Origin of the sequence: Acinetobacter lwoffii (assembly GCF_029024105.1) — a bacterium.
GTDB classification, from domain to species: domain Bacteria; phylum Pseudomonadota; class Gammaproteobacteria; order Pseudomonadales; family Moraxellaceae; genus Acinetobacter; species Acinetobacter lwoffii.
This window is the reverse complement of the sequence record NZ_CP118963.1, coordinates 1,761,954-1,776,279: the sequence shown is the minus strand read 5'-3', so window position 1 is coordinate 1,776,279 and position 14,326 is coordinate 1,761,954. Positions and strand designations below refer to the sequence as shown.

Genomic DNA, 14,326 nt, shown 5'->3' with positions numbered 1-14,326 from the left:
TCGTTAATCCCTTTTTAACTTTAGAAGTGAATGATTGATCATGAAGCCAAATGATGTTGTGACATCTCTGCCCGAGAACCTGACCCAAAAGAACAATGCAGTCGATTCAGTGCAGCAGCAAGAACAACAACCGGGCTTGGACTTTGTACGTCAGGTCATTACCGATGATTTAGCCGCTGGTCGTACTCAACAGGTGGTGACGCGTTTTCCGCCTGAGCCGAATGGCTATTTACATATTGGCCATGTGAAAGCAATTTGCTTGAACTTCGGAATTGCTGAAGAATTTAAAGGTGTGTGTAACCTGCGTTTTGACGATACCAACCCGGATGCCGAAGAGCAGGAATATGTGGATGGTATTGCCAATGATGTGAAATGGCTGGGTTTCCAATGGGAAGGCGAGCCGCGTTATGCATCAAGCTATTTCGATCAACTTTATACCTGGGCAGTTCAGCTGATTGAGCAGGGCGATGCCTATGTGGATTTGCAAAGCCCTGAAGAGATCCGTTTAAACCGCGGTAATTTCGTTGAGCCAGGCAAGAACTCGCCACAACGCGATGCAACGGTTGCAGAAAACCTGGAGCGTTTTGAGAAAATGCGCAGCGGTGAATATGCAGAAGGTCAGGCTGTATTACGTGCCAAGATTGATATGACTTCACCGAACGTGCATATGCGTGATCCGATTCTGTATCGTATCCTGCATTCTGAACACCATCAGACTGGCGATAAATGGAAAATTTATCCAATGTATGACTATGCGCATCCATTGTCTGATGCGATTGAAGGCATTACGCATTCACTCTGTACCCTGGAATTCCAGGATCATCGTCCGTTCTATGATTGGGTAGTGGCAAAAGTTAAATCACCATCCGTGCCACGTCAGTATGAATCGAGCCGTTTGAATGTGGACTATACCATCACCTCGAAACGTAAATTACGTAAACTGGTGGAAGGTAGCTATGTTCAGGGCTGGGATGACCCACGTATGCCAACTGTAGTCGGTATGCGTCGTCGTGGTTTCACACCTGAAGGTCTACGTGATTTCTGTCAACGTGTCGGTGTATCGAAAGTTGATGGAAGTATTGTCGATGTAGCTATGCTGGAATACTGTATTCGCCAGTCTCTGGAAAATACTGCCGCTCGTGGTATGGCTGTGTTAAATCCATTAAAAGTGACTTTAACCAACTTGCCAGCCGATATGGACCTGACCCATTCACGTCATCCGAATGTCGATATGGGCGAGCGCGTTATTCCATTGACGACTGAGCTGTATATTGACCGTAAAGACTTTGAAGAAGAGCCACCAAAAGGCTTTAAACGTCTGATTCCAGGAGGTGAAGTTCGTTTACGTCATGCCTATGTCATCAAATGTGACGAAGTCATTAAAGATGAAAATGGTGAAGTGGTTGAGCTGAAATGTTCGATTGATCCTGAAACTTTAGGTAAAAATCCTGAAGGTCGTAAGGTGAAAGGCGTGATTCACTGGGTATCTGCGACAAAAGGCGTTCCTGCGGAAGTGCGTATTTACGACCGTCTGTTTACTGAATCTGATCCTGAGGTGGGCGATGACTTCTTGGCAAACCTGAACCCTGAATCATTGAAGGTAGTTCAGGCCGTGATTGAGCCTGCTTTGGCACAAGCACAACCGGAAGACCGTTTCCAGTTTGAGCGTGAAGGCTATTTTGTGGCTGATCAATATGATCATTCCAGCGAAAAACCGGTATTCAACCGTATTCTGGATCTTAAGGACAGCTTTAAACCAGGCAAATAAGCTGGTTTAAGTCAGAATGTAAAAAGCCCAACTCTGGTTGGGCTTTTTCAATACAGCAGGGAAAATTGCATGATTGTGCGTGATAAGAATAATAGTTTGGGCTTACTGTTTGCCTGGCAGGGAACGATTCTGCCCAAGGTGCTGCCCGCATTGGTTTTGGTGGTTTTTATTTCCGCTTTACTAGTGTATTTGAGTCAGGCGCATTTCGTGAGCCTTCCTGCTGTCCCGGCAATTGGCTTTACCATTTTTGGTGTCATTCTTTCGATCTTTCTGAGTTTTAGAAATACGGCCTGCTATGATCGCTGGTGGGAAGGGCGCAAGCTTTGGGGTGCGTTGATTGCAACCACGCGTCATTTATGCCGTGACAGCCATGTGCTAGATGATCAAATCCGTGAAGTTTTGCTATATCGCATGATGCTGTTTACCCATCTATTACGTGATCGGCTGAGACAGCAAACGCCCAGTATTCAGGCTTATGAAGCCACTGCCGGTTTTGAACCCAAGTCATTTGAGCAATTGCCCATGCAAATCAATCCATCCCAATGGGTGCTGGAACAGATGCAAAAAGAGCTGGTGCAGCAATATAAGCAGGGCAAGATCAGCGATATTATTTATAATAACCTGAATCAGCACACTGTGGCTTTGGGAGATATTCAGGCTGGTTGTGACCGGATTTTGTCCACGCCATTACCATTTTCTTATTCGGTATTGTTACATCGTGCGGTTTATTCTTTTTGCTTTATCCTGCCTTTCAGTTTGCAGGCAAATTTAGGCCTGTGGACACCAATTCTGGTTGGATTGATTGCCTATATGCTACTCGGGCTGGATGAACTCAGTGCGGAACTGGAAGAGCCCTTTGGCTTGCAGGACAACGATCTGCCGCTAGATTCAATTGTGCGACTGGTCGAGCGGGAAACCCTAAGTTCTTTAGGTAAAGCACTACCTGAGGCAATTCAAGCCAGAAAAGGCTATTTGACTTGATTCCTTATCAACATCATCAAAATGTAAAACACGAACTTAAAATTTCTTGCTCACAAAAAATCATCGGCAGGCTGAGCTTTAAATTAACGATGTTTAAGATTGGTCAGGTCTGACACTTTGGTTTTAGCCTGATCTTGCAATTCACGGTATTGTTGCAAACGCAGATTGGCTTTATCTCTGAGTTTTTTCTTGATGTACAGCGCCAATGCGAAACTGGTCGTGGTCAGGGTCAGGAACATGCTGTTCATAAAACTCATCATCGAGCTGATATAACCAATCGTGGTCAGGCGATTCATCATATAAATTACTTGCGGGCTACTTTCCACACCGGTAATCGCCCAGGTACACAAATGTTCGCAATTATTAATAATCAGATGATAGTTGTTTTCATGCATTCTGGACCGCATGCGGCGCACCACTTTACGACCTTTATATTTTGCCGAGTCATAATGTTGCATATGAATTGGTTTGCCATGACTGAATTTTTCAATAGAAGTTATTTCAATCGGGCGTTTCTTGAATAAATGCGCAAAGCCGGAATAATGAATGACACGACCACGTCCGGCGTAAATCCCATGATGGGTATAACCGAAATGTTTAACCATAAGATGTGCGCCTATGGGAAACCGTTTAGTCTGTTGCATATCAGAATTAAGCCATTTAAAAAAGCATTGTCGTTTAATAGGAAGTGTACTGTGTTTTGCTAAATTAATCGATGCCTTGCCTGAGTTTCAGATCAGAATTGAAGAGTTATTAAGCCAAGTTTTAAAGGAGCTAGAAGAGAGCAGAATTTAGAACATATTCTTCTGATAAAGGTTTTAAATAGCCTAAGCAAGTACTAAAATTTCTGCAAAATCACAAGCATGGATCAAGGAAGTCATTCAACATTTTCTGCCTGATCCCTGAAGCTTTTAAAGTTGAAGTTAATAAACTATGCTGAAATAGAGAAGACCAAACCCTTAAACTAAACTTTCAAGCATAAAAAAAGCACCTGACTACGCAAGTGCTTTCTTTATACGACTGTAACCTTGGCCGATTACTGCAATGGCAAGTGCTGAAGTTCATTCAGTTCTTTGCGGCTATAGCCGCGAGATACAAGAACCTTTTTAATTCCGATGATGATTTCTTCATCAGTAGCTTTAGAAAGTGCTTCAAGAAGCTGTTCATTTGTCTTGCAAGAGCAATCATTTTCAACACAAGCAATTTGATTCTTGTGTTCATTGTGTTGTTCATGAGAAAACAACTTTTGCCAAAAACTCATAGAGCCTTCATACAACAACCTAACATAGAGTGAAATATAGCCAATTAAATAAATAAAGCAATAGGACCTATGTGATAAAAGCAGCAGTCAGGCTAGAAAATTTCCGATTGAAGCCTAAAGGTCTAACGATATTTCTTGCTGTACAAGTCAATATTTATTAGGGTCTGTTGACATTTCAAGTATAGAATTTACCCGATAAAGGTAGCCAAATAAATATACAAGCTAATGCAACTGCCCCCTCATAGCTACACTTTAGCTTATCATATCGTGTTGCTATTCCTCTGAACTGCTTTAACCTACAAAATGCATTCTCAACTAAGTGTCTGATTTTATATAAATACCAATCCATATGATCATTATTTGACTGAGTATTTGATTTTCTTGGAATATTCGCTTTAGTTTTTTTCGCAGATATTTGTTCTCTTAATGATTCAGAGTCATATCCTTTGTCTGCACAACATACTTCCGTTTCACTCAAATCAAGTTTTTCAATCATTTTGGGAGCAATCTTGACATCATGTATCGTTCCATCGGAGATAATAATTTCGATTGGATTGCCATCCGCATCAACAGCTAAGTGTATTTTAGAACTATTTCCACCAATGCTTTTAGAAATATCCTGATCTTTTATTCCAGCAGAATGTTGGTGTGCCCGAACATGACTACCATCAATAAAAACCCATTCCATATCAGCACTTGAAGAAATTAATTTAAATATTTTCATTAACTTATCATTTTTACACCAACGATTATATTTTTTAAAGATTGAGTTATACGAACCAAATTCTTTAGGCAAATCACGCCATGGGCAGCCTGTTCTTATTCTATAAAGTATTGCTTCGACAAAATTTCTCAAATTAGATTTGAAATAGATATCAAAATTTCGGAAAATAGAAAGTAACTTAGACCAGTGTTGATCATTCAGCATTGTACGAGGCATAGCGAGAAGTAAATTTAGTTTGGCGATTAAATTTTACTTTCTCGCTATTTTTTTGAACAGTAAATGTCAACAGACCCTATTAAATACATGATTTATAGTATAAAAAATGGAGCTTCAAAAAGCTCCATTTTTGTAACAATATAATAAATTGAAACAAATTCTTTATACTTTTTCCAACAATACACCCGTTTCAACATGATGTGTATACGGGAACTGGTCAAACATGGCGAACTTGCTGATTCTATGCGTTTGAGACAACTGTTTCAGATTGTCATATAAGGTATCTGGATTACAAGAAATGTAAATAATACGCTGGAAACGCTGTAACAGTTTCAGCGTTTCATCATCAATACCAGCACGCGGTGGATCGACAAATACCGTATCAAAATCATAAGTCGAAATGTCAATTTGTGCTTCCTGCAAACGACGGAAAACACGTTCGCCATTATAGGCTTGAGTGAATTCTTCGGCAGACAGACGCGCAACCTGAATATTTTCAATCTGGTTCTGCTCAATATTCCACTCAGCTGCATAAACTGAAGATTTGGCTAATTCAGTGGCCAAAACACGGCGGAATTTGGTCGAAAGCGGCAGGGTAAAGTTCCCATTGCCACAGTAGAGTTCCAGCAAATCTTTATCTGATTGTTCCGCTGCATCACATGCCCATTCCAGCATTTTTTGACAAACTTGTGCATTGGGCTGGGTGAAGCTGCTTTCGATCTGCTTATATTTATAGTGACGATCAAAAACAGACAGTTCTTCCACCACATATTCATCAGTCAGGACGAATTTCTGGCCACGGCTTCGGCCAATCAGTTTAATATTCAGTTTTTCCGCCAGTGCTTTTGCTGCAGGTTCCCAGCTTTCATCCAGCTTGCGGTGATAAATCAGGGAAACTAGGACTTGGCCACTTAAAGTCGCCAGAAAATGGACTTCAAATAGACGATGACCCAGATTGGCATCTGCCTTGAATGCTTCAAGTAATTGTGGCATCAAGTCATTAATGCTGCGGTCTGCAATTGGAAATTCATCAATACGAATGACTTTTTTATTGTTGTTCTCGTCACGTTCGAACATGGCATAAAACAGATCATCTTCAGTATGCCAGATCCGGAATTCAGCACGCATGCGGAAATATTTTTCAGGAGACTGGAATACTTCTAAAGCAGGTGGTTGATATTCGGCAAACTGAGCGCTGATGCGTTCAATTTTGGCTTCAAGTTGTTGCTGATAAGATGAAGTCATATGCAGTAAGAAATCGCAAATATTTTAAAGCGCAAATGGTAGCAAAAAATTGCCGATCTGCCTAAGCCTATTGTAGTCAAGCCGCTTTAAAAGCTGCATAAAAAAGACCAAACCTTCTGAGGAGAGAGGTTTGGCCATAAAGAGGAAAGATTTAAGCTAAAAATGCTGAGATGATTGGACTGATTTAGAGATTATCCATCGTCATCAAGCTGGCATTGCCGCCTGCCGCCGCCGTATTGATACTGATCGCGCGTTCAATCACAAATCGCTCGACCGGAATATCATAGTTGCCCGAACTTAAATGGGTGATACCAATAATTGGACCTTGGCGTGTTGCAATGCGTTTCTGCAAGTCAATCAGTTCAGTAGTGTCACCATGATGCAGGACGGCCTCAAATACACCTGTTTCAATATCCCGGACCACTTTAAATTGCTTGCTAACCGCGGCTGGCATGGTTGGTAAATATTTCAGAATAAAAGTATTGTTTGCCAGTACCGCAGGACGACTGCCAACCGATAAAATCGCCAGAATTTGCTGAATCTGGTCTTGATCCCTATGTGCTAACGAGAGAACGCTTTCACGTGGCAAGATCATGTATTGATTTTCCTCGCCAGTTGGGCCTTGCAGGCTAAAGCTTTGACCAGTCGCAATTTGCATAGGCGCTTTTAAAGATAAAGTTGGGAAAGTTTTAGCTACCCAGGCTTTAAACTCCTGAACAAGTTTATGTTCAACAAGTGCTGGCTCAGCTTGAGCTGCATAAGGCTGAGCCAGTTTTTTCTCGGATACTTGATGCATTAAACGATAGATATACAACGGGCCACCCGCTTTCGGGCCGGTGCCGGACAGACCTTCACCACCAAAAGGCTGGACGCCCACGACCGCACCAACGATATTGCGGTTGATATACAGGTTGCCGACTTCCGCTCGTGCAATCACGGTTTGCATGGTTTCATCAATACGCGTGTGCAAGCCCATGGTCAGGCCATAACCCTTGCTGTTGATCTGATCTAACAACTGTTCCAGTTCGCCATATTTATAGCTGATCAGATGCAGTACCGGGCCAAACACTTCACGTTCCAGATCATCCAGATTTGGAAGTTCAATCAGGGTTGGTGCAATGAATGTTCCTGGAGTTAATTCAGTCTGGTCCTGATTAAACATCAACTGATGAACTGTATGACCTTTGCTGCGCATCTGCTCGATATGCTTTTGGATATTTTGCTGGGCTTCTGCATCAATCACTGGACCAATATCGGTTTTCAGCAAGACCGGATTGCCAACGCGCAACTGTTGCATCGCACCTTTGAGCATGCTGCGTACGGCCTCCAGATTATCTTCCTGAACACAGAGGACACGCAGGGCAGAACAGCGCTGACCGGCACTGTCATAGGCAGAGCTCACAACATCCAACACCACCTGTTCAGTCAATGCAGATGAATCCACAATCATGGCATTTTGACCACCAGTTTCAGCAATCAGGGTGACGCTTTCTCCAAACTGGTTTATTCGTTCTGCCACGGTTTTTTGTAGAATTTGGGCGACCTCGGTGGAACCGGTAAACATGATGCCCTGAATACGTGGATCTGCACTGAGCTGTGCACCAATGGTTTCACCACGGCCCGGCAATAGCTGTAACACATCCTGCGGAATGCCGGCTTCCCATAAAATCTGTACGGCTTGTGCTGCAATGAGCGGTGTTTGTTCAGCCGGTTTGGCAATCACGGTATTGCCAGCGACCAGCGCTGCTGAAATCTGACCGGTAAAAATCGCCAGCGGGAAGTTCCATGGACTGATACATAGTACAGTACCTAAAGGCTGGATCTGTACATTGTCACTGAGATCCAAAACTTGAGCTGCATAGTAACGCAAGAAATCTACCGCCTCACGTACTTCGGCAATCGCATTGGCATAGGTTTTACCTGCTTCGCGAGAAAGAAGAACCATGAGCGGAAGCAAACGCTGTTCCATCAGTTCTGCGGCTTTATTCAGGCAGGCAGCACGCTCATTTTTTGGCAGATTGGCCCAGAAACTTTGTGCATTAACTGCTTGAGTGAGTGCAATTTCAGCCTGTTCAGAAGTTGCTTCATAGACTGTGCCGACCACATCCTGATGGTGTGCTGGATTGATCACTGGAACTGCATGGGGCGTATCCACGCTGCTAAATGCCGTTCCCATAGCAGCTGACTGAAATTGCGTATTTGCCAGACTGGATGCGACTTCATTTAAAATACTGAGTTCAGCATCATTGGCCAAATCGAGTCCTGAAGAGTTCAATCGTTCATCGGCATAAAGATCTTGCGGATAGGGAATATGCGGATGCTTGGCACCCAATACGCTTTCCTGTTTTGACGCCTTTAAAATGGTTTGCTGTGGATTTTCAATCAAATCTTCAATTTTCAAGGTTTTGTCAGCAATACGATTGACGAAGGAGGTATTGGCACCATTTTCCAGTAAGCGGCGCACCAGATAAGCCAGCAAGGTTTCATGATTGCCGACTGGCGCATAGATCCGGCATGGTACACCGAGTTTATTTTTCGATGGATCGCCCACGACATTTTCATACAGTGGTTCGCCCATGCCATGCAGACATTGGAACTCATATTGGCCGGCATAATACTGCTCAGGTTGTGCCAGCTGATAGATCGTCGCTACCGTTTGTGCATTGTGAGTGGCAAATTGTGGGTAGATATAATCCGGTTCAGCCAACAGCTTACGCGCACAAGCAATATAAGACAGATCCGTATGCACCTTACGAGTAAATACCGGATAATCTGACATTCCATCAATTTGGGCTTTCTTGATTTCGCTGTCCCAATATGCGCCTTTGACCAGACGAATCATCAAGCGTTTCTGGCTGCGCTTCGCCAGATCAATGATGTAATCCACTACATAGAAGCAGCGTTTCTGATAGGCCTGAATCACAAAGCCAATGCCTTTCCAGTCCTGTAATTGTGGTTCAAAACACAGGCGTTCTAACAGTTCAAGTGAAATCTCAAGGCGATCACTTTCTTCAGCATCGATATTTAAACCAATATTGTATTGCTTGGCCAAGACCGCGAGTTTCAGTACTTTTGCATAGAGCTCATCATGCACGCGATCCATTTGCGAACGCTGATAACGGGGGTGCAGCGCAGAGAGTTTGATAGAAATGCCAGGCCCGTCATAAACATCCTTATCCTGCGAAGATTGACCAATGGCATGAATGGCTTGCTGATAATCCTGATAATAACGTTCAGCATCCGGATCGGTCAGTGCTGCTTCACCCAGCATGTCATAGGAATAGCGAAAGCCTTTTTCTTCCAACGGTTCGGCATTTTTCAGGGCTTCATCAATGGTTTCACCCGTGACAAACTGCTCGCCCATCATGCGCATGGCAACATCGACAGCCTTACGGATAATCCCGCGGCCACTGCGTGCCAAAAGACCGGTCAATAAGCTAGACAGGCTTTTTTGCTGTGGGGTTTCCATCAGCTTGCCGGTCAGCATCAGTCCCCAGGCTGCTGCATTCACAAACATCAATTGGCTCTGGCCCAAATGTTCTTTCCAGTTACCTTGATTGATTTTGTCACGGATCAGCAAGTCACGTGTGGCTTTGTCCGGAATCCGCAGTAAGGCTTCTGCCAGACACATCAGGGCAATGCCTTCCTGAGAAGATAAAGAAAATTCCTGCAATAAGCCTTGGACAATACCGGCTTTCCCAGTGGAACTTTTGCGTTCACGTAAGGAATGTGCGAGATCAAAGGCAAGCGCCTGAATCTTGTCACTCATCTCGGAAGAAATTTCACTATGGGCCAATAACTCTTCGACGCATTCAGTTTCTGCACGACGCCATACCGTATTAATACGTTCTTCGTATTGGTTTTTGTGTTTAAATTCAGCAATATAATTTGAGTGCTGGGCTGAATCTAAAATTGAATCTGGGCGGAGAGTGGTTGGCATAGTGACTTCCTGTACTGCGTCAATCAGTTCTTTGAGGTGAATGAGTTTTAATCTATAATCACAGAATATTTGACGAATATCTCACTATAGTTTTCGCTTTTTTTAGAGAATAATTCTAATGCCAAGTCCTTATTTGAACCTTGACCGTATAGATATTCGTATACTGGGTTTATTGCAATCCGATGCCAAGCTATCCAATATCAAACTGGCTGAACTGGTCAATTTGTCGCCTACAGCAGCCTTGGCGCGTGTACAAAAGCTGACCCGGGAAGGTTTTATTGTGGGCTATGAAGCGCGCCTCAATCCAGTCATGTTGAATAATGGTTTTGTGGTCTTTGTTGAAATTTTATTGGATAAAACCACGCCGAATGTTTTAGATGAATTTTCCCATGCTGTGCGGCAGATTCCTGAAATTATCGAGTGTCATATGATCAGTGGCGGGTTTGATTTCGTGGTAAAAATCCGCTGTGCCAATATGGATGAGTTCCGGAAAATCTCTGGTCAGATCTTGTGGCAATTGCCCGGAATTAAAGAAACGCGCAGTTATCCGGTGATGGAAGTGATTAAAGAAAGTCAGCAGATCCATCTGAAAATGCCGGGAAAAGCCAAGTAATTTTCAAGAACTTCATTTGTGAATCTAAGAAACATAAAAGGGACGATTAAGTCCCTTTTATGTGCAAGAAAAAAGGTGATTATTTTTTCATTTCTGCCATTTCTTTTTGATACTCGGCTTTAGCCATTTCAAAGCGTTTGACCACATCAGCACTCGGTGCTTTATCCAGCAGGCTGACGATGATAATGCTGAGGGTGGCCAGAATAAAGCCTGGAATGATCTCATACAGACCGGTATCACCCATATAATTTTTCCAGACAATTACAGTCATGGCACCAACCACCATACCCACAATTGCGCCGTTGAGGGTCATTCGTTTCCAGAATAGCGACAAGATAATCAGCGGGCCAAATGCAGCACCAAAGCCCGCCCAGGCATAAGCCACCAGACCCAAAACCTTACTGTTCGGATTAATCGCCAGTGAAATGGCAATTAGGGCAATCACCAAGACCATGCCGCGACCGACCCAGATCAGTTCTTTTTGTGAAGCATTTTTACGCAGGAAACTCTTATATAAATCTTCGGTCAGGGTGGTTGAGCAGACCAGAAGCTGACAGCTCAAGGTGCTCATAATTGCCGCCAAGATAGCAGCCAGAATGATTCCGGCAATCCATGGATTAAACAGGATTTTGGTCAACTCCATAAATACCGTTTCAGGGTTTTGATTCACCACCGAAGCCAATGCGGGATTGACACTGAAGTAGGCAATACCGATATAACCGGCAGCCACTGCACCGCCTAGGCATAGAATCATCCAGGTCATGCCAATACGGCGTGCAGCAGGAATGGTTTTGACCGAATCTGCTGCCATAAAACGCACCAGAATATGCGGCTGACCAAAATAACCCAAGCCCCAAGCCAGACTGGAAATAATCGCAACGGTGCTTAAACCTTCAAGCATGCTTGAAGCATGTGGGCGAGCCGATTCAAGGATGACACTCACTTGCTGGCTGTTGTCGCCCAGAGCCAAGAAGGTAATGATCGGAGTCAGCAATAAGGCAAAAATCATCAAACCGGCTTGGAATGTATCTGTCCAGCTGATCGCCAAAAAGCCACCAATACAAACATAAAGAATCGTCGCCATCGCACCAATCACAAGCGCTGTGGTGTAATCCCAGCCAAACAGGCTTTCAAACAGTCGTGCACCTGCGACCATGCCTGAGGCACAATAAATTGCAAAGAACACCAGAATCACCAAGGCAGACAAGACCCGTAAAATACGTTTACGATCGGAAAAACGGCTAGTGAAATAATCCGGCAAGGTTAGAGCATTGTTCTGATATTCAGTATGGGCGCGCAGTCGACCTGCCACGAGTAACCAGTTCAGCCATGCACCGATAATCAAACCGATCGCAATCCAGACTTCTGACAGACCAGACAAGTAAATGGCTCCTGGAAGACCCATCAACAGCCAGCCACTCATATCCGATGCGCCCGCCGAAAGTGCAGTGACGACACTGCCCAGACTCCGTCCACCTAGAATATATTCGTCAAAATTGGAGGTGGCACGATAAGCATATAAACCGATTGCAATCATGGCGATAATATAAAACATGAAAGTAATCAGGGTGGGGTTTAAAGAAGTCATGGGCAGGTCATCCTGTAAATATGGAAATCATCGTCCAAGATGATTTTTGTACTGAGATTGCAAGGAGGTGATTCAAGCATGGTTTAAAAATTACACTCTGTAACAATTACACAGCTTTTATGTATACCTATTGTAAATAGAGTAGTAATTCACTGAAATTGAATTAGGAATAACTTGAGCGGATAAAAGGCAATACGACGTCGAATTCAGGGGAAAAGTGGAAATTTTGAATAAATAATGAAAATATTTGAATCTTAGCCAATTGCTTACACAATCTTACAAAACTCACAGCTTTAGCGTATTGGTAATAAATCGTAGCAAATCTAGGTTAAAGTCTTCCTATTAGGCCTGTATTTGTTTGCTCATATTAATGTCACACCAAATACGGTGCATCGCCAAGAGTATTTTTTAGTGGACAATATGCTTCAAATCGAACCGACCCGCATTGAACGTGATTTATTGGGGGAAAAACAAATCCCGTTGCATAGCTATTATGGGATTCATACCTTACGTGCCATCGAAAATTTTAAGATTTCTGGATTGGCGGTGGGGCAACAAACGCACTTTATTCGTGCTTTGGCCCAAGTGAAAAAAGCTTCGGCACAAGCCAATCTGCACTTTCAAAAATTGTCCGAGCAGACCAGTACTGCCATTCAGAAAGCTTGTGATGAATTGATTCAGCATCCGGAAGCGTGGCAAACGGCATTTCCACTCGATCCTTATCAGGGCGGTGCCGGAACCTCCATCAATATGAATACCAATGAGGTGATTGCCAATATTGCCCTAGAAATGTCGGGCCATCAGAAAGGTGATTATCACATTCTGCATCCGAATGATCACGTCAATACCTCGCAATCGACCAATGATGTCTATCCAACGGCTTTGCGTCTGGCGACCTATAGCAGTCTGGATGAGTTATTGAGCGTGCTTAAAGCATTGATTGACTGTATCGATCATAAAGCTGCCGAATTTGAATATGTCATCAAGATGGGACGTACCCAGTTACAAGATGCCGTGCCGATGACCATGGAACAGGAATTCCGGGCATTTGCCACCTTATTAAAAGAAGACCTGAAGCTGATTGGACAGATGCGACAGTTATTGCTGGAAGTCAATTTAGGCGCCACCGCCATTGGGACCGGGGTGAATACACCGCCGGGCTATGCCAAGCGGGTGGTGGAAATCTTGGCGCACCTGACAGGTTTACCTTTAAAAGGTGCAGCAGATTATGTCGAGGCGACCAGCGATTGTGGCGTCTTTATTATCTTGTCGAGCAGTTTAAAACGTCTGGCAGTGAAATTGTCCAAAATCTGTAATGACTTGCGCTTGCTCAGCTCGGGGCCGCGTACAGGGTTAGCTGAAATTCGCTTACCTGAGTTACAGGCAGGTTCTTCGATCATGCCGGCAAAAATCAATCCGGTAATTCCAGAAGTTGTGAATCAGATTGCATTCCGGGTGATTGGTAATGACTTAACCATTACTATGGCTGCGGAAGCCGGGCAGTTACAATTGAATGTCATGGAACCTGTGATTGCCGTGGCGATGAATGAATCAATTCAATTATTGACCCAAGGCATGCAAACCCTGAATCAGAAATGTATTGCTGGTATTCAGGCCAATGAACAGATTTGCTTAAGTTCCGTCATGCGCAGTGTCGGGATTGTGACCTTGCTTGAACCGATTCTGGGACATGCCAAGTGTGATGAAATCGGCAAACAATGTATGTGGGAAAATAAAACCGTGCCACAGGTGGTATTAGAGTTAGGCTTATTGAGTGAAGCGCAATTAGAAGAGATTTTTGCATTTGAAAATCTGGTGTCTGAAATACCTGTAGCAGAGAGTCAGCTCGAACAGGTTTCTTGATAGCATAAATTGTCTTGAAACAGCTCAAATCAACTGATCGTTGTGATTTTGACAATTTGCCTCAAGTTCGATATGTGGATTTGAGGCATTTTCATCTAGACTAGGGTCTGAACTTTATTTGGCTGGG

Annotated in this window: 10 protein-coding genes; 4 read left to right on the top strand and 6 right to left on the bottom strand. The window is 43.6% G+C overall.

Features of this window, described 5'->3' with window-relative positions; genetic code table 11:
* The first annotated feature begins 40 nt into the window (after nt 1-40).
* Both PYW33_RS08560 and PYW33_RS08555 read left to right on the top strand, forming a co-directional pair.
* Complete coding sequence (locus tag PYW33_RS08560; protein ID WP_004646750.1) at nt 41-1,768, top strand: glutamine--tRNA ligase/YqeY domain fusion protein; 1,728 nt, start codon at nt 41-43, stop codon at nt 1,766-1,768.
* A gap of 69 nt (nt 1,769-1,837) precedes the next feature.
* On the top strand, nt 1,838-2,749 hold the full coding sequence (locus PYW33_RS08555) for a bestrophin family protein (RefSeq protein WP_004646751.1): 912 nt from the start codon (nt 1,838-1,840) through the stop codon (nt 2,747-2,749).
* An 83-nt stretch (nt 2,750-2,832) separates the two neighbouring features.
* Here PYW33_RS08555 and PYW33_RS08550 read toward each other — a convergent pair whose 3' ends face one another.
* The 5 genes from PYW33_RS08550 to putA form a co-directional block, all read right to left on the bottom strand.
* A complete protein-coding gene (locus PYW33_RS08550; RefSeq protein ID WP_026055785.1) occupies nt 2,833-3,393 on the bottom strand; it encodes a lecithin retinol acyltransferase family protein in 561 nt (186 codons plus the stop codon).
* A gap of 392 nt (nt 3,394-3,785) precedes the next feature.
* Nucleotides 3,786-4,010: a hypothetical protein gene (locus tag PYW33_RS08545; RefSeq protein ID WP_004279838.1), complete on the bottom strand. Its 225-nt coding sequence runs from the start codon at nt 4,008-4,010 to the stop codon at nt 3,786-3,788.
* 175 nt (nt 4,011-4,185) lie between these two features.
* Nucleotides 4,186-4,950: an IS5 family transposase gene (locus PYW33_RS08540; RefSeq protein WP_004645258.1), complete on the bottom strand. Its 765-nt coding sequence runs from the start codon at nt 4,948-4,950 to the stop codon at nt 4,186-4,188.
* Nucleotides 4,951-5,112: 162 nt separating this feature from the next.
* On the bottom strand, nt 5,113-6,195 hold the full coding sequence (gene trmA / locus PYW33_RS08535; RefSeq protein ID WP_004646753.1) for a tRNA (uridine(54)-C5)-methyltransferase TrmA: 1,083 nt from the start codon (nt 6,193-6,195) through the stop codon (nt 5,113-5,115).
* A 184-nt stretch (nt 6,196-6,379) separates the two neighbouring features.
* The gene (gene putA / locus PYW33_RS08530) at nt 6,380-10,135 is read right to left on the bottom strand and encodes a trifunctional transcriptional regulator/proline dehydrogenase/L-glutamate gamma-semialdehyde dehydrogenase (RefSeq protein ID WP_004646755.1); all 3,756 of its coding nucleotides are present in this window, start codon (nt 10,133-10,135) and stop codon (nt 6,380-6,382) included.
* A 118-nt stretch (nt 10,136-10,253) separates the two neighbouring features.
* Here putA and PYW33_RS08525 point away from each other — a divergent pair, with 118 nt between their 5' ends.
* The gene (locus PYW33_RS08525) at nt 10,254-10,748 is read left to right on the top strand and encodes an Lrp/AsnC ligand binding domain-containing protein (RefSeq protein ID WP_004279833.1); all 495 of its coding nucleotides are present in this window, start codon (nt 10,254-10,256) and stop codon (nt 10,746-10,748) included.
* A gap of 79 nt (nt 10,749-10,827) precedes the next feature.
* Here PYW33_RS08525 and putP read toward each other — a convergent pair whose 3' ends face one another.
* Nucleotides 10,828-12,336 carry a sodium/proline symporter PutP gene (putP, locus tag PYW33_RS08520; protein ID WP_004646756.1) on the bottom strand — a complete coding sequence of 503 codons (1,509 nt, stop codon included), beginning with the start codon at nt 12,334-12,336 and terminating at the stop codon, nt 10,828-10,830.
* Between the two features lie 420 nt (nt 12,337-12,756).
* Here putP and aspA point away from each other — a divergent pair, with 420 nt between their 5' ends.
* Nucleotides 12,757-14,199: an aspartate ammonia-lyase gene (gene aspA, locus PYW33_RS08515; protein ID WP_034439543.1), complete on the top strand. Its 1,443-nt coding sequence runs from the start codon at nt 12,757-12,759 to the stop codon at nt 14,197-14,199.
* Nucleotides 14,200-14,326 lie beyond the last annotated feature (127 nt).

Excerpts from the sequence above, each read along its gene's own strand:
- PYW33_RS08560 (WP_004646750.1), top strand. The coding sequence starts at position 41 with ATGAAGCCAAATGATGTTGTGACATCTCTGCCCGAGAACCTGACCCAA.
- PYW33_RS08555 (WP_004646751.1), top strand. The coding sequence starts at position 1,838 with ATGATTGTGCGTGATAAGAATAATAGTTTGGGCTTACTGTTTGCCTGG.
- PYW33_RS08550 (WP_026055785.1), bottom strand. The coding sequence starts at position 3,393 with ATGCAACAGACTAAACGGTTTCCCATAGGCGCACATCTTATGGTTAAA.
- PYW33_RS08545 (WP_004279838.1), bottom strand. The coding sequence starts at position 4,010 with ATGAGTTTTTGGCAAAAGTTGTTTTCTCATGAACAACACAATGAACAC.
- PYW33_RS08540 (WP_004645258.1), bottom strand. The coding sequence starts at position 4,950 with ATGCCTCGTACAATGCTGAATGATCAACACTGGTCTAAGTTACTTTCT.
- trmA (WP_004646753.1), bottom strand. The coding sequence starts at position 6,195 with ATGACTTCATCTTATCAGCAACAACTTGAAGCCAAAATTGAACGCATC.
- putA (WP_004646755.1), bottom strand. The coding sequence starts at position 10,135 with ATGCCAACCACTCTCCGCCCAGATTCAATTTTAGATTCAGCCCAGCAC.
- PYW33_RS08525 (WP_004279833.1), top strand. The coding sequence starts at position 10,254 with ATGCCAAGTCCTTATTTGAACCTTGACCGTATAGATATTCGTATACTG.
- putP (WP_004646756.1), bottom strand. The coding sequence starts at position 12,336 with ATGACTTCTTTAAACCCCACCCTGATTACTTTCATGTTTTATATTATC.
- aspA (WP_034439543.1), top strand. The coding sequence starts at position 12,757 with ATGCTTCAAATCGAACCGACCCGCATTGAACGTGATTTATTGGGGGAA.